Source organism: Polaromonas sp. P3_B4 (genome assembly GCF_056402835.1).
Window position 1 is genome coordinate 3,200,264 of the sequence record NZ_JBFUGQ010000001.1, and the last position, 24,586, is coordinate 3,224,849.

The 24,586-nt window shown below is 61.6% G+C and carries 24 protein-coding genes; 19 read left to right on the plus strand and 5 right to left on the minus strand.

All coding sequences use genetic code 11. The features are described from left to right. Nucleotides 1–363 precede the first annotated feature (363 nt). A complete protein-coding gene (locus tag AC1DVV_RS15165) occupies nucleotides 364–1,179 on the plus strand; it encodes a siderophore-interacting protein (RefSeq protein ID WP_477701691.1) in 816 nt (271 codons plus the stop codon). Nucleotides 1,180–1,394: 215 nt separating this feature from the next. On the opposite strand, the gene AC1DVV_RS15170 is transcribed toward AC1DVV_RS15165, so the two are convergent. From AC1DVV_RS15170 to pcaH, 3 genes are all read right to left on the minus strand, one after another. Further along, nucleotides 1,395–1,778 (minus strand): VOC family protein, encoded by a 384-nt coding sequence (locus tag AC1DVV_RS15170; protein WP_477701692.1) that lies wholly within the window; start codon nucleotides 1,776–1,778, stop codon nucleotides 1,395–1,397. A gap of 223 nt (nucleotides 1,779–2,001) precedes the next feature. Continuing rightward, nucleotides 2,002–2,607 carry a protocatechuate 3,4-dioxygenase subunit alpha gene (gene pcaG / locus AC1DVV_RS15175; protein ID WP_477689555.1) on the minus strand — a complete coding sequence of 202 codons (606 nt, stop codon included), beginning with the start codon at nucleotides 2,605–2,607 and terminating at the stop codon, nucleotides 2,002–2,004. A gap of 19 nt (nucleotides 2,608–2,626) precedes the next feature. Then, nucleotides 2,627–3,340 (minus strand): protocatechuate 3,4-dioxygenase subunit beta, encoded by a 714-nt coding sequence (pcaH, locus tag AC1DVV_RS15180; protein ID WP_457281338.1) that lies wholly within the window; start codon nucleotides 3,338–3,340, stop codon nucleotides 2,627–2,629. 147 nt (nucleotides 3,341–3,487) lie between these two features. Here pcaH and pcaQ point away from each other — a divergent pair, with 147 nt between their 5' ends. Then, nucleotides 3,488–4,444, plus strand: coding sequence for a pca operon transcription factor PcaQ (gene pcaQ / locus AC1DVV_RS15185; RefSeq protein ID WP_477701694.1), 957 nt, complete (start codon nucleotides 3,488–3,490; stop codon nucleotides 4,442–4,444). Here pcaQ and AC1DVV_RS15190 read toward each other — a convergent pair. After that, a complete protein-coding gene (locus AC1DVV_RS15190; protein WP_457281340.1) occupies nucleotides 4,441–5,370 on the minus strand; it encodes a class I SAM-dependent methyltransferase in 930 nt (309 codons plus the stop codon). The two genes, pcaQ and AC1DVV_RS15190, sit on opposite strands and share 4 nt — an antisense overlap. Nucleotides 5,371–5,496: 126 nt before the next feature. On the opposite strand from AC1DVV_RS15190, the gene AC1DVV_RS15195 reads away from it, so the two are divergent. From AC1DVV_RS15195 to AC1DVV_RS15210, 4 genes are all read left to right on the plus strand, one after another. Beyond that, a complete protein-coding gene (locus AC1DVV_RS15195) occupies nucleotides 5,497–5,955 on the plus strand; it encodes a MarR family winged helix-turn-helix transcriptional regulator (RefSeq protein ID WP_477701695.1) in 459 nt (152 codons plus the stop codon). Nucleotides 5,956–6,022: 67 nt separating this feature from the next. After that, nucleotides 6,023–6,439 (plus strand): organic hydroperoxide resistance protein, encoded by a 417-nt coding sequence (locus tag AC1DVV_RS15200; protein WP_477647553.1) that lies wholly within the window; start codon nucleotides 6,023–6,025, stop codon nucleotides 6,437–6,439. A gap of 156 nt (nucleotides 6,440–6,595) precedes the next feature. Continuing rightward, on the plus strand, nucleotides 6,596–7,699 hold the full coding sequence (locus AC1DVV_RS15205) for a DUF2855 family protein (protein WP_477701696.1): 1,104 nt from the start codon (nucleotides 6,596–6,598) through the stop codon (nucleotides 7,697–7,699). Nucleotides 7,700–7,843: 144 nt separating this feature from the next. After that, nucleotides 7,844–8,917, plus strand: a complete 1,074-nt coding sequence (locus AC1DVV_RS15210; RefSeq protein ID WP_457281344.1) for a serine/threonine protein kinase — start codon at nucleotides 7,844–7,846, stop codon at nucleotides 8,915–8,917. 165 nt (nucleotides 8,918–9,082) lie between these two features. On the opposite strand, the gene htpG is transcribed toward AC1DVV_RS15210, so the two are convergent. After that, nucleotides 9,083–10,972: a molecular chaperone HtpG gene (htpG, locus tag AC1DVV_RS15215; protein ID WP_477689553.1), complete on the minus strand. Its 1,890-nt coding sequence runs from the start codon at nucleotides 10,970–10,972 to the stop codon at nucleotides 9,083–9,085. Between the two features lie 274 nt (nucleotides 10,973–11,246). Between htpG and AC1DVV_RS15220 the strand changes: the two genes are divergently transcribed. The 13 genes from AC1DVV_RS15220 (at nucleotide 11,247) to AC1DVV_RS15280 (ending at nucleotide 24,369) form a co-directional block, all read left to right on the plus strand. Then, on the plus strand, nucleotides 11,247–11,714 hold the full coding sequence (locus tag AC1DVV_RS15220) for a Csu type fimbrial protein (RefSeq protein ID WP_348044688.1): 468 nt from the start codon (nucleotides 11,247–11,249) through the stop codon (nucleotides 11,712–11,714). A 37-nt stretch (nucleotides 11,715–11,751) separates the two neighbouring features. Then, a complete protein-coding gene (locus AC1DVV_RS15225; protein ID WP_477666491.1) occupies nucleotides 11,752–12,306 on the plus strand; it encodes a hypothetical protein in 555 nt (184 codons plus the stop codon). Between the two features lie 2 nt (nucleotides 12,307–12,308). After that, the gene (locus AC1DVV_RS15230; protein ID WP_457281347.1) at nucleotides 12,309–13,040 is read left to right on the plus strand and encodes a fimbrial biogenesis chaperone; all 732 of its coding nucleotides are present in this window, start codon (nucleotides 12,309–12,311) and stop codon (nucleotides 13,038–13,040) included. 17 nt (nucleotides 13,041–13,057) lie between these two features. Then, the gene (locus tag AC1DVV_RS15235; protein ID WP_457281348.1) at nucleotides 13,058–15,448 is read left to right on the plus strand and encodes a fimbria/pilus outer membrane usher protein; all 2,391 of its coding nucleotides are present in this window, start codon (nucleotides 13,058–13,060) and stop codon (nucleotides 15,446–15,448) included. After that, the gene (locus tag AC1DVV_RS15240; RefSeq protein WP_477701697.1) at nucleotides 15,445–16,311 is read left to right on the plus strand and encodes a spore coat protein U domain-containing protein; all 867 of its coding nucleotides are present in this window, start codon (nucleotides 15,445–15,447) and stop codon (nucleotides 16,309–16,311) included. The genes AC1DVV_RS15235 and AC1DVV_RS15240 overlap by 4 nt, the downstream gene beginning before the upstream one ends. A 168-nt stretch (nucleotides 16,312–16,479) precedes the next feature. Further along, nucleotides 16,480–17,376 (plus strand): hypothetical protein, encoded by an 897-nt coding sequence (locus AC1DVV_RS15245; RefSeq protein WP_477689551.1) that lies wholly within the window; start codon nucleotides 16,480–16,482, stop codon nucleotides 17,374–17,376. Nucleotides 17,377–17,688: 312 nt separating this feature from the next. After that, nucleotides 17,689–18,063, plus strand: coding sequence for a hypothetical protein (locus AC1DVV_RS15250; protein ID WP_457281351.1), 375 nt, complete (start codon nucleotides 17,689–17,691; stop codon nucleotides 18,061–18,063). 845 nt (nucleotides 18,064–18,908) lie between these two features. Then, nucleotides 18,909–19,544 (plus strand): hypothetical protein, encoded by a 636-nt coding sequence (locus AC1DVV_RS15255; protein ID WP_457281352.1) that lies wholly within the window; start codon nucleotides 18,909–18,911, stop codon nucleotides 19,542–19,544. Between the two features lie 35 nt (nucleotides 19,545–19,579). Further along, entirely contained in the window at nucleotides 19,580–20,218 is a 639-nt protein-coding gene (locus tag AC1DVV_RS15260; protein ID WP_457281353.1) for a hypothetical protein, read from the plus strand. Nucleotides 20,219–20,304: 86 nt separating this feature from the next. Beyond that, complete coding sequence (locus tag AC1DVV_RS15265; RefSeq protein ID WP_457281354.1) at nucleotides 20,305–20,967, plus strand: hypothetical protein; 663 nt, start codon at nucleotides 20,305–20,307, stop codon at nucleotides 20,965–20,967. Beyond that, the gene (locus AC1DVV_RS15270) at nucleotides 20,964–21,455 is read left to right on the plus strand and encodes a hypothetical protein (protein ID WP_457281355.1); all 492 of its coding nucleotides are present in this window, start codon (nucleotides 20,964–20,966) and stop codon (nucleotides 21,453–21,455) included. Before AC1DVV_RS15265 ends, AC1DVV_RS15270 begins: the two co-directional genes overlap by 4 nt. After that, nucleotides 21,452–22,279 (plus strand): COG1470 family protein, encoded by an 828-nt coding sequence (locus tag AC1DVV_RS15275; RefSeq protein ID WP_457281356.1) that lies wholly within the window; start codon nucleotides 21,452–21,454, stop codon nucleotides 22,277–22,279. The genes AC1DVV_RS15270 and AC1DVV_RS15275 overlap by 4 nt, the downstream gene beginning before the upstream one ends. Then, the gene (locus AC1DVV_RS15280) at nucleotides 22,276–24,369 is read left to right on the plus strand and encodes an SdrD B-like domain-containing protein (RefSeq protein ID WP_477689550.1); all 2,094 of its coding nucleotides are present in this window, start codon (nucleotides 22,276–22,278) and stop codon (nucleotides 24,367–24,369) included. The genes AC1DVV_RS15275 and AC1DVV_RS15280 overlap by 4 nt, the downstream gene beginning before the upstream one ends. Nucleotides 24,370–24,586 lie beyond the last annotated feature (217 nt).

Sequence of the window (24,586 nt, forward strand, 5' to 3'; positions counted from 1 at the left end):
GCCCTCGTTCACCCTTCAGCTCCTCGACGGCCCTGCACGACTTTGGGTGGTGAGGGGAAAGCGGAGGTTCCGATGATGGTCATACGCTGGAGGTGAAGTGGCAAATGGAAACGGGGGACGGAAAACGGGGAATGGGGTAACGCCGGGGGCCGGAGGCCTTGGGGCATGGGTAACAGCGCACGCCCGGGCTTTTGACTTTGCCCGTTCTTACTCTACTTCAGCAGAGTCGCGCCTCAAGTAGGACGCGTGCCAGTCTTTCCCCTGCAAACCATCAGTCCATTGCAATCAGATGATAATTATTCTCAATTAGAGTTTTAACCCTTTTTAACCTCTGCAGCGCGACGCGCCGCCCTGAAAGACACCATGTCTACAACACCCTCAGCCGCCGCCCCTTCTCCCGACGCCGCACCGCGCAAGCGCCGGCCGCCGCGCCATGTGCAGGTCACCCGCGTGCAAACCTTGAGCCCGCTGATGCGCCGCATCACGCTGCAAGGCGCTGAGCTGGAAGGCTTTGAGGTGGCCGACCCGGCCTGCTACATGAAACTGATTTTTCCTGAGCCAGGTCAGACCGAGCCCGAGCGCCCACTGCCCGATGGGCCGCGGCCGAAGTCCATGCGCACTTACACGCCGCTGGCAGTGCGCAACGATGTGCACGAGGTCGATGTGGATTTTGTGCTGCACGGCGACGGCCCTGCCTCCACCTGGGCTGCGCAGGCTCAACCGGGCCAGGTGCTGTATTTGATGGGCCCCGGCCCTGGCTACAAAGTTCAGCTGGATGCGCCTGCGCATTTCCTGATCGGTGACGACAGTGCCTTGCCCGCGTTTGAAACCATTCTGGCCGCCCTACCCGCCACGGCGCAGGCGCGCGTGCTGGTCGAAGTGGTGGATGCGGCGGAAGAACGCGCGCTGCACAGTGCTGCCAAAGTAGAAGCGCACTGGACCGCACGCGGCAGTGACAACACGCAGGCTGGCCAGGCACTGGAAGCCGCGTTGCGCAAAGCCGGCGCGCCCGCACCCGGCACGCGCATTTACCTGGCCTGCGAGGCCGCGGCCATGCGCCGCATTCGCAAGTTGCTGATTGAAGAGCTGGGCATGGAGCGTGGACACATCGTGGGCCGCGGTTACTGGAAGCTGGGCACCGTCAATCACCCGGATCACGATTACGGGGAGGGTGACTGAGCCCCCACGGTCGCTCACTTCGTGTAGCTCCCTGCCCCCCAAGGGGGCCGCCCGCCTGCGGTCTGGTAAAGCCAGTCCCGCGGCTCATGCTGGGTTAAGAATTCAGGAGCGTAACAGGGGCGAAGTTATTTACCAGCGGGGGCCGAGGGTCCGGCTTCGCCGCCCCCTTGAGGGGGGAACAGGCTACACGCAGTGAGCCTGGACGGGGGTGGATCTCATCCACGCGCATAACTCACCGTGAGCATTTCCCACTGATGCCCTTCGGGCTCATTCCAGTAGATGCCCTTGCCGCCAAGGTATGTGCTGACCTGCATGTCCATGGGGCCGCGAACCGAGCTGCGGTATTGGATTCCGGCCGCCTGGATGCGCCCCAGGATCGCATCAAACTCCGGCTCGCTCACGCGAAAGCAGAAATGCTCGACGGGAAAGTCTTCGTCGGTGTCGATGAAGTCCAGCGTCAAGCCGTCGTTGATGTAGACGGCTGAAAAAGGCCCTATCGTGGTTTCAGCCCACCGCACGCCGAGCAGCTCTGCCAAAAACCTGGCCGAAGCCACCTTGTCTCGCGCCGATACGATGAAGTGGTCCAGATGAATGGTCATGGCAGGCCTCTTGATGGTGATGGCCTGTTTTATAGCGTGTGCGGGCCGCGCCTGTACACCAGCGTGCGTAACAACCTTCATGGCGGCGTTGCCGCCATGGCCGCATGGCTGTAGCCTTACGGGCGGTTCTTATAAGAAAAGTGGGCGTAGGCCAATAGGGACGAGCGCAACAAGCTATCTTATTGATAGCAGACAAGGCCAGCCGCACAACCCCGGTCCACACTCACAGGTCGAAGAACACCGTCTCCTTGCCGGCCGCGCTGTCCTGCATGCGGATGTCGAATCGGTAAACCGGTCCGGCGCCCGTCATGTCGCGTTGGGCAACCAGGGTGGCACGCCGTTCGGCCGGCACGCTGGCCAGCACCGCGTCTTTGCCGTTCACTTCCGCCTCATCATCAAAGTAGATACGCGTGAAGGTATGCACCAGCAGGCCGCGCATGGTGACGCAGACGTTGATGAACGGTGCTTGCCCCGCCACAGCGCCGGGCTTGACGGTGAAGAATTCGTAATGGCTTTGCGGCAGGGTGCCGGTGCCGCAGCGGCCAAAGCCGGTGAAGCCGCGTGCTTCGGCATCGGCCACCGACGAGATGGGCTGCCCGCTGCCGTCGGGCTGGGCAATCTCGACCATCGCGTCCATCACGGCATTGCCGGCGCCGTCAAACACCTGGCCGGTGATACGGATGTGCTCGCCCTTGGCATTCGGCTGGGCCAGCACGGGCGTGAACAGGCTTTTGAGGTCGTAGCCGTATTGCGTAGGTGTGAGGCCATAGGCAAAGAAGGGGCCGACGGTTTGCGAAGGGGTTTGTTTAAGTGGGCTTGTAGTCGTCATGGCGTTGTCTTCCTGCCGCTTATTCAAAACGCGTGGCTTTGGGGCCGCGCAGCACGATGTCGAACACATAACCGAGCGCGTAGTCGGGCTGGGTCACGTCGAGACTGAATTTCGAGACCATCAGCTCGCGCACGCTTTCGGGCGCGCCCATGTACATGGGGTCGTAGCCGAGCAGCGGGTCGCCGGGGAAATACATCTGCGTCACCAGGCGGCTGGCGAAGTAATCACCAAACAGCGAGAAGTGAATATGCTGCGGCCGCCAGGCGTTGGGGTGGTTGCCCCAGGGGTAGGCACCGGGCTTGATGGTCTTGAAGCTGTAGCGGCCTTCGTTGTCGGTCATGCAGCGGCCGGCACCCAGGAAGTTCGGATCCAGCGGCGCGTCGTGCTGGTCGACCTTGTGCACGTAGCGGCCGGCGGCATTGGCCTGCCAGACTTCCACCAGCGTATTGCGCACGGGCCGGCCGTCTTCGTCCAGCACGCGGCCGGTGACGATGATGCGTTCGCCCAGCGGGTCGCCGTTCATGACGGCATTCTTCGTCAGATCGTTGTCCAGCAGTCCCAGTTGGTCGGCGCCATAGACAGGTGCATTGAGTTGCGCCAGCGCCTGCGTGATGGGCACCAGCGGCTGCTTGGGGCCGCGCAGCAAGGTGGATTTGTAGCCGGGGTAGATATGGGGCGAATGGCTGGTCCAGTCGCGCGGGGCCAGAAAACTGTTGTTCAGGTCGGGTTTCATCGATGTCTCCAGAGGTCGAAAGAGGTGGGCGCCTTTTTAGCAGGCGCTTTTCGGGCTTTTCGTGCTGAGCTGACTTTAATCGGCCAAAACAGTTATGTATATTGACATTTTCTCGACTTATCCATAACCAAATGGTCAAATTGGAGCATGGTTGATGAACGCATCAAATACCGGCACCTGCAGTGCTTTCTGGCGGTGGCGCAGCATGGCAGCCTGCAAAAGGCGGCCGACGTACTCGCCATCACGCAGCCCGCCGTATCCAAAACCCTGAAAGAACTTGAGGGCCTGCTGGCGGTGCGATTGTTTGAGCGCGGGCGCAAGGGCGCCGTGCCCACGCGCGAGGGCGAAGCCTTTTTGCGGCATGCCGGCGCCAGCGTGAGCGCGCTGCGCGAAGCTGTCGCCAGCGTTGCGCAGACGCGGCGGCAGGGCAGCGCGGTGATTGCCATCGGTGTGCTGCCGACGGTGGCACCGTGGCTGATGCCCTTGCTGCTGGCGCGGCAAGAGGCCCAGTCCGGGCCGGATGCGCACACCAGCCTGCGCATCCAGACCGGCGCCAACCCAGAACTGCTGGCCAGCCTGCGCCAGCGCGCGCTGGATTTGGTGATTGGGCGTTTTGCCGAACCGGCCCATATGCTGGGCCTGACGTTTGAGCACCTGTATGCCGACCCACTGGTACTGGCGGTACGCCCCGACCACCCGCTGCTGGCGCAAGCAGGGCGCAAGGCCGATCCGCTGGTCGGCTTGCAGGCCTTCACCACGATCCTGCCCACGCAGGGCACGGCCATACGCCATACCGCCGACGGATTTTTCCTCACACGCGGCCTGCCGCCCCCCGTGCGCCTGGTCGAAACGCTGTCGGTGTCCATTGCACGCGGCTATGCGCTGCAAAGCGATGCGGTCTGGCTTGCGCCGCTGGGGGCTGTGCGGCCGGACCTGGACAAAGGAACGCTGGTGCGCCTGCCCGTCAGCATGGCCGGCACCGAAGAGCTGGTGGGGCTGACGCTGCGCGCCGACATGGCGCCCACCGAGGCTCAGCACCAGCTGATCACCACCATCCGGGTGCTGGCGGCAGAGCGCCGCAGCGAAGCGCCGGCCCTGCTCTAGGCTGGCTCGGCCTGCACCGCAAAGCGGGCGGTCAGTTCACCCAGGCCCAACTCTTCAAGCACCTCACGCAAACGCGCTTGGGCGGCACGGGTTTTACCGGCCTGCGGCTGCGCAGGCCGGCTGGCAAGAATGAGTTCGTTCTTCATCGAATGCTCCCAGCCCACGAGCTCGGTCACGGTGACCTGGTAGCCGTTGGCTTCGAGCTGCAGGCAGCGCAGCACATTGGTGATCTGGCTGCCGAATTCACGCGTGTGCAGCGGGTGCCGCCAGAGTTCGGCCAGCGGCGTGCGGGACAGTGACAGGGCACGGCTTTTCTTCAGCACACCGGCCACTTCGGCCTGGCAGCACGGCACCAGCACCATGTGGCGGGCATTTTTGGCCAGCCCGAATGCAATGGCGTCATCGGTGGCGGTGTCGCAGGCATGCAGGGCGGTGACGATGTCCACGGTGGGCGGGAGTTCAGCCGAAGTGGTGGCCTCCTGCACCGACAGATTCAGGAACGACATGCGCGCAAAACCCAGCCGCTGGGCCAGCACGCGTGACTTTTCAACCAGCTCGGCACGCGTTTCAATGCCGTACACATGGCCTGCGGTTTTTTCGCCGCGGTGCGCGACATTAAAGAACAGGTCGTACAGGATGAAGCCCAGGTAGGACTTGCCGGCGCCGTGGTCGGCCAGGCTGAAGGCGGCCTTCTCCGCAGCCACCTCATTGAGCAAGGGCTCGATGAACTGGTACAGGTGATAGACCTGCTTGAGCTTGCGCCGCGTGTCCTGGTTGAGCTTGCCTTCGCGCGTGAGGATGTGCAGTTCCTTGAGCAGCTCAATCGACTGGCCAGGGCGAAGTTCTTCGATGACTTGCGGAATGGGCGCGGGCTTTCCACTGCCTTTAAGAGGTTTTGCGGCGCGCGCGGTACTGGGGGGTTGCATGGCCTCAAGTTTAGTGGCGCGCCCTCGTTACAGGCTGCCCCGGTACAAAGCCCTTGAAAAGCGCCCATGGAACATCCGGAAACAATTAACTTGCACACAATTTAATTGCTCGCTATAATTCAAATCATGCCCAACAAAACCGACACCGCCAATGCCACTGACGCCATGCTGCAGCTGGACAACCAGCTGTGTTTTGCGCTGTATTCCACCTCTTTGGCCATGACCAAGCTGTACAAACCCATGCTCGAAGAGATGGGCCTCACCTATCCGCAATACCTCGCGATGCTGGTGTTGTGGGAGCAAGACGGCCTGACAGTCTCGGAACTTGGTGAACGGCTTTACCTGGACTCGGGCACTCTGACCCCGCTGCTCAAGCGCATGGAATCCGCCGGGCTGCTTTCACGCATCCGTGCAGTCGAAGACGAGCGCCGTGTTCACATCACGCTGACGGCGGCTGGCCGCAAGCTCAAGGCCAAGGCCGCCAAGATTCCGGGTTGCATCCTGAGTGCCACCCAGTGCTCGATTCCCGAGCTGGTGTCGCTGACGCAGCAGGTGCAGTCGTTTCGCAACCGCCTCACCGCCTGATTTCTTTCACCATTTCACTGAATTTTTAACCCGCCCCGATCCGGGGTATTTTCCAAAGGAAGCCACCATGACCACACTCGAAAAAGTTCTCTACACCGCCCACGCCCACACCACCGGCGGCCGTGACGGCAAGTCCAAGACCGACGACGGCCGCCTGGACGTCACGCTGAGCTCGCCCGGCACCGCCGGCACCGGCACCAACCCCGAGCAGTTGTTTGCTGCCGGCTACGCAGCCTGCTTCATCGGCGCGATGAAGGCTGTCGGCGGCATGAAGAAAATCGACGTGCCTGCAGACGTTTCCATCGACTCCAGCGTTGACCTCGGCAAGATCCCGAACGGCTACGGCATCGCCGTGCGCCTGGACATCACCCTGCCCGGCATGGACCGCGCCGCTGCACAAGCGCTGGTGGATGCAGCCCACCAGGTTTGTCCGTACTCCAACGCGACCCGCGGCAATATTGACGTGACCATTACCCTGAAATAAAGCCAGCAGGGGCCGCGGGACTGGCTTTGCCAGACCGCAGGCGCCGCCCCCTCGAGGGGGGAACAGGCTACACGCAGTGAGCCTGGACGGGGGTGGTTGTCACCTACGCGGCCCGCCGGTGTTGAACCGGCGGGCCGTTTCATTTACGGTGTGCGCATGAACACCGCAGCTTCAACCACCTTCCAGGTCCGAAAGGACGCCCTTGCCGAAACCCGCTGGCATACCGATGCGCCTCTGCCGCTCACGCCCGGCCAGGTGCGGCTCGGCATCGAATCATTTGCGCTGACCTCCAACAACATCACCTATGCGGCCTTTGGCGACGCTATGAATTACTGGCAGTTTTTCCCGACCGGGGAAGAGGGCTGGGGCAGCATCCCCGTCTGGGGTTTTGCCGTGGTGGCGGAGTCGCAATGCAAAGGCGTGGCTGTGGGGGAAAAGTTTTACGGCTACTACCCCATGGCGAGCGAGCTGGTGCTGCAGCCGGCGCGCGTGACGCCCGCTGGTTTCTTCGACGGCGCCGCGCACCGGCGGCCCCTGCCGGTGGCCTACAACCAATACATGCGCTGCAGCGCGGACCCGTTTTATGACGCGGCCACCGAAGACGTGCAGTCGCTTCTGCGCCCGCTGTTCATCACCTCATTCCTGATTGACGACTTCCTGGCGGACAACGACTTCTTTGGTGCCAATGCCATGCTGCTGTCCAGCGCCTCCAGCAAAACGGCGTATGGCACGGCCTTTCAGCTGGCCAAGCGGCCGGGTATTGAGGTGATAGCGCTGACTTCGCCAGGCAACGTCGCTTTTTGTGAAAGCCTGGGGTGCTACAGCCGTGTGGTGACCTATGACCAGCTCGACGCGATTGGCGCCGACACGGCTTGCGTTTACGTCGACTTCGCGGGCAGCGCCAGCCTGCGCCAGCGCATTCACAGCCGCTTTGGCCAGCTTCGCTACAACTGCTCGATAGGCGGCACGCACGTGGACGACCTGGCCGCCAAAGGCAGCGCCAAGGAGTTGCCCGGCCCCCGGCCCACGCTGTTCTTTGCACCTTCACAGGTCAAGAAACGCATCACCGACTGGGGTGAAGAAGGCTTTGGAAAGCAGCTGGTGCGCGCCTGGCGGGATTTCACGCGGCAAGTGACGGGCGCCAAAACGCCTTGGCTCATCGCCCAGCGGCATGCCGGGCAAGTTGCGGTGCAAGCCGCTTACCAGGAAGTGCTGGCCGGCAAGGGAGACCCGCGCACCGGCCATATCCTGCAGCCCTGAATCATCCTGCCTCACCGGCAGTTGCTATGATTTTTATAGCTTCTCGCGCAGTTTGGTATTGCGCTGCAGGCCTTTTTCATCCGAGAAACAGGCGTTTACAAGCCCTTGCTGGCAGCGCACCATCATCTGCGCCGACAATCAGGCATGACAGAAAAACACAAGGCTGAGGCGCACGCAACGCTGCACGCATACGAGACATTGACACCCGACGTGGTGCTCGATGCGCTGGCCAGCGTCGGTTTGCTGGGCGACGGCCGCCTGATGGCACTTTCAAGCTACGAGAACCGGGTTTACCAGATTCACCTGGAGAGCCCCGTGGGTGACGCCGACCTGGCGGGCGATGTCGTGGTGGCCAAGTTTTACCGGCCGGACCGCTGGACCGACGAACAGATTGCCGAAGAACACGCCTTTGCCGCCGAGCTGATGGCCGCCGAGATACCGGTGGTGGGCGCGCTGGTACTGGAAGGCCGCACCGTGCACCACTTCAAGGGCTTCAGTTTCAGCGTTTCGCCCAGCCGCGGCGGGCGGAGGCCCGAGCTGGACAACCTGGAAGTGCTGGAGTGGATAGGCCGTTTCCTGGCCCGCATCCACACCGTCGGCAGCGCCAAGCCCTTTGCGCACCGGCCGGCCCTGAACCTGCAAACCTTTGGTTATGCCTCGCGCGACATCCTGCTGGCGGGCAGCGACCATGGTGCCAAAGGTTCCCACGGCTACATCCCGCTGGACATGGAGTCGCGCTGGCGCAAGGCCTTTGAAGAAGCCATGCTGGTGGCGCAAACAATATTTGAAAGCGTGGGCGACGTGAAAAACCTGCGCCTGCACGGTGACTGCCACCCCGGCAACATCTTGTGGACGCCCGAGGGCCTGCCGCTGGCCGGCCCGCATTTTGTCGACCTGGACGATGCGCGTACGGGGCCGGCGGTGCAGGATTTGTGGATGCTGGTGTCAGGCGACCGCGCGCAGTGCACCCGCCAGTTGGGTGCGCTGGTGGACGGGTATGAGGAGTTTCGCGAATTCGACCGGCGTGAGCTTGCGCTGATCGAGCCGCTGCGCACGCTGCGCCTGGTGCACTACAGCGCCTGGCTGGCGCAGCGCTGGCATGACCCGATCTTCCCGATCAACTTCCCCTGGTTCGGCTCCAGCGACTACTGGAAGAGCCAGGTCGACATGCTGGAAGAGCAAACCGAGGCCATGCAGGATCCGCCGCTGGTGTGCTGAGGGACTGCTGGCTCTCTCCAGGCAGTCAGCCATGTCCATGCTGTCGCTATGAATTTAATAGCTGCTCGCGCACACCCTTAAAGGGCCAGAGGCCGAATTGACTCACAAAAAGGCCTCCCTCCGCCTTTCTGGAGGCCCTGTATTCGCTCAGCCGGCGCGCGGTGCCTACACCAGCAACGCGTTCACCCGGCGCACGTATGCCGCCGGGTCTTCAGGCATGCCGCCTTCGGCCAGCAAGGCCTGGTCAAACAGGATGTGGGCCAGGTCGTCAAAATGCGCACCGTCCACGCCAGCCTCGAGCTTTTTGACCAGCGGGTGCTGGGCATTGACTTCCAGGATGGGCTTGGACTCGGGCACGGCCTGGCCGGCCTGCTTGAGCATGCGGGCCAGCTGGGTCGACATGTCGCCGTCCTGCACCACAAGGCAGGCAGGTGAGTCGACGAGGCGCGAGGTGGCGCGCACATCCTTGGCTTTGTCTTTCAATGCTTCTTTCAGCTTGTCGAGGATGGGCTTGAACTGTGTCTGCGCCTCTTCGGCGGCCTTCTTCTCGTCTTCGTCCTGCAGCTTGCCCAGGTCTACCGCCCCCTTGGCGACCGACTGCAGCGGCGTGCCGTCAAAGTCGTGCAGGTAATTGAGCGCCCACTCGTCCACGCGGTCGGCCATCAACAGCACTTCGATGCCTTTCTTGCGGAAAATTTCGAGCTGGGGGCTGTTCTTTGCCGCGGCCAGTGTGTCGGCGGTGATGTAGTAGATCGCGTCCTGGCCTTCCTTCATGCGGGCTTTGTAGTCGGCAAAGCCCACGCTGACGGTATCCGTCGTTGAGCTGGCAAAGCGCAGCAGCCTGGCCAGTCGCTCGCGGTTGGCAAAGTCTTCGCCCAGGCCTTCCTTGAGCACGGCGCCGAACTCGCCATAAAAAGCCTTGAACTTGTCGGCGTCATTGGCGGCCAGGTCTTCAATCATCGACAACACGCGCTTGGTGCAGCCTTCGCGGATTGCCTTGACGGCGCGGCTTTCCTGCAGCAATTCGCGCGAGACATTGAGCGGCAGGTCGGACGAGTCCACCACACCCTTGACGAAGCGCAGGTAGGTCGGCATCAGCGCCTGGGCGTCGTCCATGATGAAGACGCGCTTGACGTAGAGCTTGACGCCCGCAGCCTTGTCGCGGTTGAACATGTCCATGGGCGCCTTGGCCGGGATGAACAGCAGCTGCGTGTATTCGGTGGCGCCTTCCACGCGGTTGTGCGTGGTGGCCAGCGGCGCTTCGCTGTCGTAGCTGATCTGCTTGTAGAACTCGTCGTACTGGTCTTGCGTGATGTCTTTTTTGGCGCGCGTCCACAGCGCCGCGGCCTGGTTGACGGTTTCCCATTCGCCGGTCACCACCATCTCGCCGGGCTGGTCGTTTTCGCCTTCCTTCCATGCTTCTTTCTGCATCAGGATGGGCAGCGAAATGTGGTCGGAGTATTTGTTGATGATGCCTTTGAGTTTCCAGGCGTTCAGGTAGTCGAGCGACTCTTCTTTCAGGTGCAGGATGATGCTGCTTCCGCGCTCGGCGCGTTCGAGCTCGCTGACTTCAAACTCGCCAGTGCCGTCGCTGCTCCAACGCACACCCTGGTTTGCCGGAAGGCCGGCGCGGCGGCTTTCCACTGCGATGCGGTCGGCCACGATAAAGCCCGAATAAAACCCGACGCCGAACTGGCCGATCAGCTGCGCGTCATTCTTCTGGTCGCCCGAGAGTTTGGCCATGAAGTCGCGCGTGCCGCTCTTGGCAATCGTGCCGAGGTTGTCGATGGCTTCCTGCTGCGACAGGCCGATGCCGTTGTCGGTGATGGTCAACGTACCGGCCGCCTTGTCAAAGCTCACTTTCACCTTGAGCTCGGGATCACTTTCATACAGCGACGCATCGTTCAACGCTTCGAAGCGCAGCTTGTCGCAGGCATCCGACGCGTTGGAAACCAGCTCGCGCAAGAAGATGTCCGGGTTCGAGTACAGGGAGTGCGTGACCAGCTTGAGCAGCTGCGCGACTTCGGCTTGAAAAGACAGGGTTTGTTTCTGCATGGTTTGAGGCATGGTTGTTTCAGGTTTGTTACTGATTCACTGGATCCGGAAAGAAAAAGCCGTTTCAGACGGCAGTATTTACGCTTGTTACTTGTAAGTCTTTTGACTCTATTTATAAATAAATCCAATAATTTCAACGGTTTGACGTGACAAATTCCCCACTAGGGTGCGCTGTTACAGATACAAATCACCCGATTTCAGAAATATCTAGTTACAGTCCATTCACCTTCACATTTCCCTTGTTTGTTATTCGTTTTTTAACTGGAGAACAGTCATGAAAAAGCTCATTTTAGTAATCGCCCTCGGCCTTGCCGCTATCGCCACCCTGCCTGCTTACGCTGCCACGGCTGCCGGCACCTTCAACGTGGTGATCAACCTGACCTCGAAGTGCGAGATCAACTCCACCAACGCCGCCACCGGCGCGGTCATCAACAACGTGGTGTTCAACTACACCTCGTTCCAGACCACGGCGGCCACCTCCACCGGCGGCGGTTTCAATGTTCGTTGCACCAACTCCCTGCCTTACACCCTGGCACTGAGCAACTCCGGCGTGACCGATGATGCCGTCAACCTGGCTTATACCCTGGCACTGAGCGCTGCTGCGGGCACCGGCAACGGCACCGACCAGGCCTTCACGGTCAACGGCACCATGGCCGCCGGCCAGGCTGGTACCTGCGCCACGGCGACTTGCACCAATACCGCCGCGACCAACAAGACCAAGACCCTGACGATCACCTACTGATCGCCCCCCGGGCTTGATGTCAGCCACGTCGACAGTCATGATCCGCAAGGCCGCCTTCGGTGTTCTCCTGATGCTTGCCGCTGCTGCCTGCTTTGCGGGCGCGGCGGCGGGGCAGTTGTCGGTCCAGATCACGCTGAACGTCCCGGGAAACACCACCGGCAATGGCAACGCCTGTACCAGCGCCACCGGCTCTGGCGGCAGCGGCGCCTCGGTACAGGTGACCTGCAATTCGAATGTCTTTGTCAATATCTCGCAAGTCCGCAGCCTAGGGGATGCCCGCTTCATGCCCGGTTACCGGCCCACGCGGGACTCCCTGCTGCCCGACTACTGCCGCAATGAGTTGTCCCGCAACGACCCTGGCGCCCGCTATACCTGCCGGCTTCAAGACCAGCGCCAGGTGGCCACGGCCGATGAAGAATCGGATGACGGCTGGGAAATCGAAAGCCGGCGTTACGCCCTTGACACAGATGCCGCAGCGGTTGAAAAACAGGCCCGTTTGCGGCTTCAGGATGACCGCGGTACCGTGACGGCACTGCACCTCGCCCATGCCGGTAACCTCTCTAAATCGGTTGAGATGCTGGTATCCTTCTGAGGATGAACGTCTCACAGCGCCGAAGCAAGCTTGTTACCTACGCCTTCCTGCTAAGCCTGCTGGGGCCTTGGGCGGCTGCTACGGCAGGCGTTTTTTCCGTGACACCGGTGCGGCTCTACATGACCCCGCGCGATCGCGCCATCGCCGTCACACTGTCCAACGAAGCCGATACCGAAGTCGTGCTGCAGGCTGACATCAACACCTGGACCCAGAAACCCGACGGTACTGACGAACTCGTCCTGACCGAAGACCTGATCCTGGCCCCTCCCATCATCAAGCTGGCACCCAAGGCCCGGCAAGTGGTACGCCTTGCCCTGCTGAAACCCGCAGATGCAAGCCGGCAGCTGACCTATCGCATGATCATTCGCGAAGTTCCTGAAGCTGTACCCGCAACTGGCATTCAGGTTCCCATCGCGCTGGCCTTGAGCATGCCCGTGTTCATCACGCCCCCTGTGGCCAAACGCCAGGTTAGTTGCACTAACCAGCTGGCGGACGCCAAAACCCTCAACCTGCAATGCAGCAATACCGGTACGGCTTACGCCCAGATACGGGAAGCGACCGTTACGCGCAGCACACAAGTCCTGGCCCGGTTTGAGGGTGGCAGTTACATCCTGCCCGGTGCCCGTAAAACGGTCGGGCTTAAGGCAGAGCAGGCCCTTACAAAAGGGGACGCCCAACTGGTGGTGACCTTTGATGACGGACAAAGCCTGACGACCAGCATCACGCTGCCTTGATTTGGTACCCGATTTCAATGAGGCGCTGGTGGACTTTACGAAAACACCCCGTAGCGATTGGCATTGCAGGCCTTTGTTACGGCCTGCTGGCACACGCCCAGACACCCGCCTCCTCTAATGCGCCGCCAGCGGCCCGGTCATCCAGCGACCGGCTCCTTCCGCTGGAAGTCTTCATCAACAGCACCAAGGGCGGCGTCTGGACCCTGCTTGAGCGCAACGGCATCCTGTATGCGCCGGAAGATGCCTTTGAAGAGTGGCGGCTGAACCATCGGCCCAGCGCGCAGGACGTTGATTTCCAGGGCCAAAAGTGGTTTCCGCTGTCTGCTATTCCGGGATTCGAAGCGCGGCTGAATTTTGCCGACCAGTCAGTGGATCTGGTGTTTTCGCCGGCCGCCTTCAACGCCGTGCGCCTGACGCAGGAATCGGCCATGCGCCCTCCGCTGTCACCGTCGATTCCCGCCGCATTTGCCAACTATGACCTGAACTACATCACCACCCGCAACCGCGTCGGCGGCAACACCATGGACTCGAAAGACCTGGGTGCCCTGACTGAATTCGGCGTGTCGGGCGAGATGGGGCTGTTGACAAGCAGCTACGTGGGTCGCAACCTCATCAGCCAGGACCCGACGCTCAAGGCCTCATGGCGTCGGCTTGAAACCACCTACACCCGGAATTTCCTGGACAGCAACAGCTCCCTGCGACTGGGTGACAGCAGCACGCGCACCGGCATTTCGGGACGCCAGGTGTATTTCGGCGGGATCCAGTTCAGCAAAAACTTCTCGCTGCAACCAGGCTTCGTCACCCAGCCCATTCCCACGGTGACCGGCCTGTCGGCGGCGCCCAGCACCGTTGAGCTCTATGTCAACGACGCACTGCGGCAAACTTCCAAGGTCCCATCCGGCCCCTTCAGCATCGACAACTTTCCCGCGTTGACCGGCGCCGGGGAAGCCCGCGTGGTGGTGCGCGACATCCTGGGCCGGGAGACCGTCATTACCCAGTCTTTTTTCAGCAATGCCAACCTGCTGGAAGAAAACCTCAGCGACTGGAGCTTTGAGCTGGGGGCCGTACGCCGCGACCTCGGGCTCGAGAATGCCGACTATGGGGATCGTTTCGTTTCAGGCCTCTGGCGCCAGGGCCTGAGCAAAAGCCTCACGGTCGAGGCCAACGGCGAATGGTCGAAGTCTCTGATGCGTGCCGGCGCCGGCGCCAGCTATGAGCTGCCTTTCCAGATGCTGGGACAGACGGCGTTTTCGGCCAGCCGCAGTGACGCGGCGGGCCAGGGCACCAACTGGATGGTCGGGGTCGAGCGCAGCGGACTGCGGCACGGCGTGTCACTCAGCGCGGAAGGCGCATCGCGCGGCTACCGGCAAATCGGTATCGATACGCCATCGCCCCGCCTGCAAACCACCGCCAGTTACAGCTACAGCAGCGACAACTTCGGCGCCTTCAACGTGAGTTACGCTGGCTTTGACAACTACGACCTCGGAAAGCTCAACACTCTCAGTGTGAATTACACCCTGCGCCTCGGTCAACGCGCAGCCCTGACTTTGAGCGCCACCCGCCTCAGCGGCATCAGCTCGGGGACTTCAGTGGGCGCCACCCTGATCGTGCCGCTTGAAAATCGGGTCACCATCGCCGCAGGTGTCACTACCCGCAGTGGAAGCACCGAAGGATATGTAAACGCCAGCCGAGCAGTGAGTGCCGAAACCGGCTGGGGCTGGCGAACGGCGCTGGGCTCCCGTGCGGACGGCCGCTATGCGGAAGGCGGCGCTTATTACCAGGGCACCAAAGGCCTGTTTTCGGCTGACGTCAGCAATGGAGAGAGCCAGCAAAACCTGCGCCTGGGCCTGATCGGGGGCATGGTGGCGGCCGAAGGCCAAGTCTTTGCCACGCGCCGCGTACAGGAAAGCTTTGCCATTGTCGAGGTGCCAGGTTATGCCAACGTGGGCGTGGGCTTCCAGGGCAGTACCCTGACCCGAACCAATTCAGACGGCGTCGCGCTGCTGCCGCGCCTGCTACCGTTCCAGCGCAACAGCGTACGCCTGGATCCGAGCGAGCTGCCGATCAGCGCCGAACTCGACTCCATCGAGCTCGAAGCCGTGCCGGCGCTTCGGGGTGCGGTCAAGATCGCGTTTCCCGTCCGCTCAGGACGGGGCGCCTTGATTCGTATTGAGCTGGACGATGGCGAGCCGGCGCCCTCGGGTGCAGAGGTTGAGCTGATCGGCGACAAGAAAGAGTTTTTTACCGCTCGCCGCGGCGAGGCCTTTGTCACCGGGCTGCAGGCCCAGAACCGCCTGCGCCTGAAATGGAACGGGGCTACCTGCACATTTGCGGTGGAGTTGCCGCCCGGCAACCTTGAGGATATCGCCCGGGTAGGCCCGGTACGCTGCAGTGGTGTCAAACGATGATTGACACCAAACCCTGGCGCCTCGCCGCTGCGGCCTGCCTGTCCCTGCTGGGCGCGGCACCGGCCTGGGCCGCGCTGATCTGCAACGCCACGGCGACGCCTGTGCAGACGGTGTACTTTGAGAACGACCCGAATCCCACAGACGGCGCGTGGACCGTGACGATCAACTGCACGCGCGGCCCCACAGATCCAGCCAGCTCAGACTACACCTTGCAGGCCGATAACGGCTTCAACCCCACCGGGAACACCAACCAGGCGGTCAACGGCAACGGCCAGACCAACCGCATCGCTTACGAGCTTTACAGGACGGCACCAGGCAACGGCGCATGGGGCGGAACCACGGCCGCTGACTTCGCCGGAACGGTCAACTTCGGCGGCGCCCTGACGGCCAGTGCCACCCATGTCTTCTACAGCCGCATAGCGGCCGGGCTTAACAAGAGCGCCAAACTCTTCACCGACACCGTGACCATGCGTCTGCGCTATGACAACGGCCCCGGCAACGTGGATGTCTTCCCCACATTCCCCGTGAGCATCAACAACCAGTCCGTCTGTCTGCTCAGCACGCCGCCGGGCAACATCCAGTTCAACTACGCCTCCTTTCAGCTCGCCGCGGCCGCAGCCAGCACGGCATATGCCGTGCGCTGCACCATCGGCGAAACCTACACCATGGCGCTGGACGCGACGGCGGGAAACCTGCTCGCGCTCAATTACACCCTGGCTTTGAGCAATCCCGCAGGTCAGACTGGCACGGGTTTTCCGCAGAATTTCGCGATCAACGGAACCATCCCAGGCGGCCAGTCCGGCACCTGTGCAACGGGCGCGTGCACCAGCACGCAGATGCGGACCCTGACCATTACTTACTGACATCCATCTTGTTTTCCGCCGGCGTGATTTTTGTCACGATTTTTCGACACCAGTACCCACGGGAACGACGCAATACGGCACCATGCACAGTACTGCTACAAAACGTTACCATCAGCAGTTAGAAGTCGTCCCGCCAGCGAAGGCCCGGGCGATTAACGGAGCCCATCGATGAGTGTCTCTTACGCATTGCGCATTGCCCTGGCAGCCCTGCTGTGCACCTGCGCGCTGCAAGCTAAAGCAGCCATTACCTGCACACTCGCAGCCACGTCTGTAGACCTCAATTACACCAACGGGGCCGCCGCCGCCAATGCCAGCGGCACCATCACCGTGAACTGCACCCGGCTGTCGACGGACGCCAACAGCACCACTTATTGGGTCAGCATTGATTACGGCAGCCGCACGGGCCTCTCCCGCCGGGTTTTCCGTCACGGCGGCGGCACCATCAATGCCGACCGGCTCGATGTCAATATCTACAAGAATGCGACCACGACCGACTGGGTCAATACCGGCACCGGGCGGGTGAATGGGACCTTGAATTTTGGCGCTGCGCTAAGCGCCAGCACCACCCTGACCTACAACTTCCGCGTGGTGGCCGGACAAACCGGAAACACGGCAGGCATTTATGACGAAACCTTTATCACGACCCTTCAGCTAGCCACTGCCGGCCCCGTCGTTGCCACCACGACCTTTACACCCACCGTGAGCATCATCGCCCAATGCTTTGTGGGGCAGGTGGCTGCAGGCAATACGGCCCCGGGCGCCATTTCTCCGTCCACACTGACGCTGAACTACATCTCTTTTGCGCCCACCCCCCAGACCAGTACCATGAACTTCACGGTCGACTGCACTCGCGGCACCAGTTATGCCCTGGCGCTATCGCCGGCAGCGGGCACATTGCTGGGTCTCAACTACACGTTGGCACTCAGCAGTGCAAGCGCAACGGGCGATGGCCGGGCTCAGCCCTATACGGTGACAGGCACCATTGCAGCCGGCCAGGCGGGCACCTGTTCCACAGCCACCTGCACTGCCACCCAGACCGGGGTTACGGTCACCGTCACCTATTAACACTAACGGCCAGCGCGCATCCCTGGCGCGCTATTAGCAAGCGCCTGCCGCCGGGCGCTTTGCTGTTTTTATGCCCAATAAGGGCAGCATTCCACAGCCCTGTCGCGCCCCAATTGAGGCTGACACCCCTCATACTGAAGAAAACCCCAATAAAATTGGGATTTCATCAATTAAATGAATAAATCAAATTAAAAAATCAATTTGTGTGAAATGTCACTAATTAACAGTTATGAGGTGACTTTTACCAATTGATTCAAATTAATAAATTCGATAGCATGACTGCAACAACTGATAGTTTTAAGGAGTTGCACCATGAAAACCATCAAATTTGCTTTTATCGCCGTCCTGGCCGCCCAGTCCCTGCTCGGGATTCACGGTGCAGCCCAGGCGCAAACCAGTTCCGGCTCCTTCGGTGTGACCATCATGCTGCGCAGTTTCAGCGAAGCCGTCACGGCAGACCATCGCTGCACCCATCGCGGCCAGCCAGACGGCCAGGCCGGTACCTTGCGCATCAGTTGCCCGGCGACCGTGGATATTCAGGCCATTGCTGCCGCATCGACCAATAGAAGCGGTCAGACGCAACGCATGAACACCATGTCTGATTCCGCCGCAGGTAGCCGCCTGGCTGTGGTGGCGGGCAAACCCATGAATTCCCGCGACCCGGTTGAATTGACCATTTCCTGGTAGCGGCAGGCGACGCACCGCCCCATCTTCGCTCCGCGCCTCGCGAATCCGGCCTTCAAGCTGCTGTTGGCAATCAGCATGCGTGCGGCTACGCGCCTGACCGCCTGACCGCCATCTCCGCAAAAGGAACGGCGACCTGCTGGCGCCCCTGGAATACACGTCCCCACAGCATCTACCGTGACGCCGACACTGAGCGTTGCAGTTCTGCCGATAACTCTTCGCACGCTACAGCCAACAGATCAGCGATCCAGCCTCTGCTGCTGTGTTGTCTGCGCGCCTGCGAATGCAGCACGCGATCCCAGCGGCGCACTCATCGCTTCCACGGACAAAGACCCTCACAAGCTTCGCGCGCCAGACCTTCTCGTTAGGGGCGCAGGCAACCTGCTCAAACCAAGCTCCCTTCTCTCGTGATCGCGTGAATGCCCGCTTCGAGCTGGCGCTTCAAGCAGCGCGTTCTACGGGCTCATCGACCAATGCCACCGCTCATCGCTCACACAAGAGCAGAGCGCCACCCCTCAAGCAACCGTACTGCTTCGCGAAAAGCAGAGAAAAACATCCGCCGAGCAGGCGACGGTAATTTGTTTCTTACTCGTTACAGTAATTTGGGAAATATCTCACAGTTAGCGGCCATCGGCTTTCGTTACACCTCTCTCAGCAGGCTTCTTTCTTGTCGCCATTTCGCATAAATCCATTGTTTTCAATGACTTAAGCGTGACGTATTTACCATTTGTCGCCCGCGTTACGAATGTAAAGCCACCTTTTTTCGAAACGCCTAGTTACAGTCCATTCACGTTCAAAAAAAGCCTGAACACCCGATTCACCTCATCACCATGATCTGGAGAAACTTAATGAAGAAAATTGTTTTAGTAAGCGCCTTGAGCCTCGCTGGCTTGTTGGCCGTACCGGCCCATGCAGAGTCCACATTCACCACGCCCGCAGTAACTGGTTCAACAGCCACTGCGCGCCTGGACTTTTCAATCGTCATCCCGCAGGTCCTGTTCCTGCGCGTCGGCACCAGCAGCGGCAACACGGCTACCGATGGCACCATCAACAGTATTTCCTTTACTGTGCCCGGCGCCAATGTGGGCGACAGCACCGTGATCGCCGGTGTCGGCGGCGACCTGACCGCAGGTGCCGTGACAGTGCGTGTTTATGGCAACGGTGGCAACATCAACCTGAACTCAAACACCACCGGTCCGCTCACAAACGCCACCGGCCAAACAATTCCGTGGAGCCAGATCAGTGTGGCCAGCGCCGCACTGGCAGCCACCACACCCGGCTTTACCAACGCCGCCATTACCCATCCCACGTTCAACGCGACCGGTGGAGCTGGCACGTTGACCAGTTTGACCGCCACCAACAGGCTGGTTCGCGTCGAAGGCAAGTGGACTTACACCTACCTCAACGCCACCCTTCCCGCAGCCGGCACCTATGGCACTTCCACCAACGGTGGTCGTGTTACCTATACCGCCACGCAGATGTAACTTAACCCTTAACCATTTATCCCTTAGGAACCATCATGAAAAAACTCCTTCTTGTCAGCACCCTGGGCTTGACTGGCCTGTTCAGCGCTACCGCCCATGCGGAATCCACATACGTCCCAGCCGCGGTGACCGGCTCCACAGCCAACGCGCGCGTGGACATGTCGATCGTGATTCCGCAAGTGCTGTTCCTGCGCGTCGGCACCAGCAGTGGCAACACGGCTACCGATGGCACCATCAACAGTATTTCCTTTACTGTGCCCGGCGCCAATGTGGGCGACAGCACCGTGATCGCCGGTGTCGGCGGCGACCTGACCGCAGGTGCCGTGACAGTGCGTGTTTATGGCAACGGTGGCAACATCAACCTCAATTCAAACACCACCGGCCAGTTGACGACCGGTGTCGCCGCCGAAGCAATCCCCTGGAGCCAGATCAGTGTGGCCAGCGCCGCACTGGCAGCCACCACACCCGGCTTTACCAACGCCGCCATTACCCATCCCACGTTCAACGCGACCGGTGGAGCTGGCACGTTGACCAGTTTGACCGCCACCAACAGGCTGGTTCGCGTCGAAGGCAAGTGGACTTACACCTACCTGAACTCCACGCTGCCTGCGGCTGGTACCTACGGCACATCTGCCAATGGTGGCCGCGTCACTTACACCGCCACCCAGATGTAAGCAGCGCCACATGAGCGCTTGAATGGAGGCCCCGTCTGACGGGGCTTTTTTTGTTAATGCTTGTCAGTTAGCGTAAAGTGACACTTATGCGCGCACCATCAAAGCTCCTCCTGCCCACTCGCAGCAGTGTGTTGCCAATGCTGCGCATCGTCACATTGTCAGGCAGCGCGTTGGCATGCGTGGGCGCCCAGGCCTTTGTCGTCACCATCACAGCAGGCACCAAGTCATTGTTTTTGCAGGTAGGCGCCGGAACCATGACCGGCGGCAATTTCAGTACAGGGGGCACGCCCGGCAACAATTCCACCATCAATCGCGTTTCGGTCACCATTCCAGCGGCCAACATCGGAGCCGGCACCAGCGCCATGACAACCGACAGCACCGTTACGGCCAGCCCTTATGACAGCTTTGCCTTTTGCACGGTGCCCGCGCAGGTTTACGTCGGCGGCTTTTACCGCACACCAGGCACCGGCGCCAACGCCACACTCACCGCCACCGCACCGGCCTCTCTGGTCAATGCCACGGGCGACACCATTCCGTTCAATACGATCTCCTGGGTTTCCGGCGGCGCATCAGACCCAACCGCCACCATCCCCAGCGGAACGTTTGTAGGCGGTGCATCACAAACGCTGCTCAGCGTTACACGCAACACCTGGTTTGAAAGCTGCCTGCAGTTCAACTACGCCAATACCCAACTGGTGGGTTCGGGCACCTTTACCGGCCGCGTCAGCTACACCCTGACCTCCCCATGATGATGAAAAGACCGGTCAGCCTGTCACACCTCATCGGATTTGCCGCCCTCCTGCTGCTTGCCAACGTGCTGACTGCGCAACACGCAGCCGCCACCACGACCCGCGTGGATGACACCGGCACCGTCGCGACCCAGAGCGTCGTCCCCATGCGCTGGCGGCAACTGGTTCCCGGCCGCGGTGCCGACAACTCCGTGGAGGCCAGCCTGCGGGTCGCCCTGCGCCTGAACCTCTCTCGCTGGCTGAACCAGCCGGTCAGGCTTTACATGGGACTTGCCCCAGTCGCGGGCGAGCCCATCTTTGTCACCTGGCGAACCCAGGGGCGTTTGCTGCCTGGCTCACTGCGCTCCGGCGGGCGCACCCTGATCTTCGACGGTGTCGTCAGTGCAGCTTCCCTGGAAGAAACCGTTGAGCTGCTTCTCAGAACAGATGGGCGCGCGCTGACGTCTTCCCAGGCCCTGCAGTTTTATTTCGAGGTAGATACGCCATGACCCGTCTCCAATTGCCTGCCATGCCGCGGTATGCCGCTGGCTTTCTTGGCTTGGCCTTTGCCCTGATTGCACCTGTCGCGACGGCAAGCGAATTTGCATTGGCAGTGTCGCCTCCCCGGTTTGAGCTTGAAGTCAAACCAGGCGAGCGAATCCGCCAGGTCATGGAAATAACCAATGCCTCCTCAATTGCCAACACGTTCAGCATCAAGACAGCGGACTGGCGGTTTGGCATGGACAACTCCGTCACTTTCACTGAGGAGTTGGGGCCCGGCAGCTGCCGCCCATGGGTGTCCATCGAGCGGCGCGAACTCACCGTCGCGGGTGGGCGCCCTTACCGGTTTCGTTTTGAGGTCAACGTGCCGCCCGACGCAAAGCCCGGTGAATGCCGTTTTGCCATCATGCTGGAAGGCCAGGAACAGGTCACCCGCATGGAGTCGGGCCCGCCCATTCCTTTTTCCGCCCGTCTCGGCGTGGTGGTCTACGTTGCCATCGGCGGCGCCACACCAGAGCTGAGCGTCGCCGGCTCGGGCGTCCAGACCGTGAATGGCAAGCCCACACCGGTCCTGCAGATCCGCAACAGCGGCACCGCCCACGGCCGTATCACCGGTTTTCTGAACGGCACCGATGCGTCCAACACCTCATTGGAATTCTCACCTGCCAACACCCCCATACTTCCCGGCGAAACGCGCACGATTTCGCTGAGTGCCACAAGGCCGGGAGACCAGGACACCGCCGCGCAAATCCGCTATCCCGTCACGGTGCGCGGCAAGCTCGAGTGGGGCAAAGGCCAAACACAAAGTATTGAGCAGCGCTTCGCCCCATGAAGCGACGGGCGCACACGCCGATCATCCCTTCTTCCTTCCCACCGAAGTGGTGGCGCATCGGCCTCGTGGGGCTTGGCGCCGGATTTGCAACGGCTACGGCCCTGGCGCAGGCAACCGCCACACCCGCTACCGATCAGCCTTATGTAGACCGTGTCATGGAGGGCGTGCCGGATCCTGACGGCGCCCTGCAGCTGAAGTCCAGCGAATACAACGAAGCCGGCTGGCCGCGCAGCTGGCGTGTTGATTACTCCCTGTTCAAACAAAGCGGCGGCGGCGACACAACCTCCCGCGCGTTGGGCATAGGCGGCTTCGTGGACACACCGAACCACGGCGCACTCTCGGTCAATGCCAACCTGGTCCAGCAGCAATCGAATGCGCCGGGCAACCAGGCCCAAAACAGCGGCAGCACCTGGCGCATTGACCAGCGCGCCCTGCCGCTGGACGACGGCTGGTTTGCCAACCACAACGCGGGTGACATCAATACCGTCAGCACCCGGCTCGCCCGCGGTACCGGGCGGGTATCGGTGCCGGCCACGCCCATCCGGGGTGTTGGTGGGCAGTGGTACCTGAACGACGCCGTAGACCTGAACGCAGCCGCGGGACGTACCGGCCTCTTTAGCGGGCTGGATGCCGCCGGGTTCCAGACCTCCGGCGGCAGCATCGGGTCTGCCGGTGCGCAATTTCGCCTGCCCACCGGGGATGCACTGGGGGCGGGAAGCCGCACTGACGCCGCATTCCAGCTGATCGACGGCAAAAACATTTCGGACGGCGCGGGCTTCGGCAACGCACTGAACACCCGCGCTTACTTTGCTGCTGCGTCCTGGGAAGGCGCAGCGCCGTGGGGCCCGGGCCTGGCTACCGGCTATGGGTCGCCCAGTGAGCGCATCGGCGGCTTGCGCATGCAGGCCAACGTGGTACGCAGTGACAGCACGCAGGGCGGCGTCGCAACCGGCCTCTGGCTGGATGCCGCATGGCGAACCGAACGCTGGCGCAACACGGCCGGTGTTTTTCGCTTTGAACCCAATTTGCGCTGGGGCACAACAGTTCTCGCCAGCGACCTGCAAGGCGTCTACTGGCAGGCCGACACCTCTACCCGGCAGTGGCAAGCCGGGTATGCGGTCGAGCTGAGTGACAGCGTGAGCCGTGCCGGCGCAGGCAGCGGTGCGTCGGGACGCAGTGCTTTTATCAACGTCAACGGCCGCTATCTGCTCGATTCGCGCAACTCGGTGGGCGCGGCGCTGAGCTTTCGCACCATCACCAGCCCCGGCCAGTCGGCGCAGCTGTCCTGGAGTCGCGCCAGCGACTGGGGCCAAACCCAATGGCGCGCCGACCTGGCCAACGCATCCGGCGTCCGGACGACCCGGCTCGGGGTAGACCAAAGCTGGCCGGTTGTCTTGCCGGCCACCTTCGGTACGTCGCTGGCATGGGAGCGGATGAGCGGCAATGTGAGTCCCACTACCGGGCTGATCTGGGGCATTCTCGGCACCCTGTCGCCGTGGTCGCAATGGTCGCTGGATGGGTCGGTGCGAGGTGCGCGCCGCAGCGACGGAGGCGAGTCGGTCAATGCAAACGTCGGCGTGAGCTGGCAGCCTTATGGCGGCTGGACGCTTTCCCTCCGGTATACCGAGTCACGTGGCCAGGAGCCGCTTCCGGCACTGGTGGTCTCGGCCCTGACGGCAGCAACGCAGCAGGCCATTGCAACCACCCAGACCAACCGCAGCATCCAGCTGCTGCTGCGCTACGAGGACCGGGCCGGCACCTCCACAGCACCGCTAGGCGGCCTGCCCGGAACCGGCTCCGGCGGGCTCACAGGCACGGTGTTTTTCGACGCAGACAGCAATGGCCGCAGGGAAGCGTCTGAAGGCGGCGTGCCTGGCGTCACCGTCATCCTCGACCGGCGCTATGTGACACGAACCGACAGCCAGGGCCGCTACGAGTTTCCCTACGTGGCAGCCGGAGAGCATTTGATCGAAGTTTCTCCGGACAACGTCCCGCTGCCCTGGAGCCCGGTTCTTCGCGATCCTGCGAAGACCGTCATTCTGGTACGCCAAACCAATTCACTCGACTTCGCCGTGCAGCGCGAACGCTGAAAACACCGCCTCCACTCCACGGAGAGCCCGTGTGAGCTGAGATAGCTGCGTCAAGACTCAGAACGTCTGAGCTCGGGGCCGCGGCAGCCCTCGGAAAACTCAAAAATTGACAAATCGATGGGTTCGCCTGGCAGGAATTTGATGAAACAATCAAAATCAAACTGAAATTTGCTGAAAAACCGAATAAACCGGTAAATAAGTCACACATTTGCTGGCA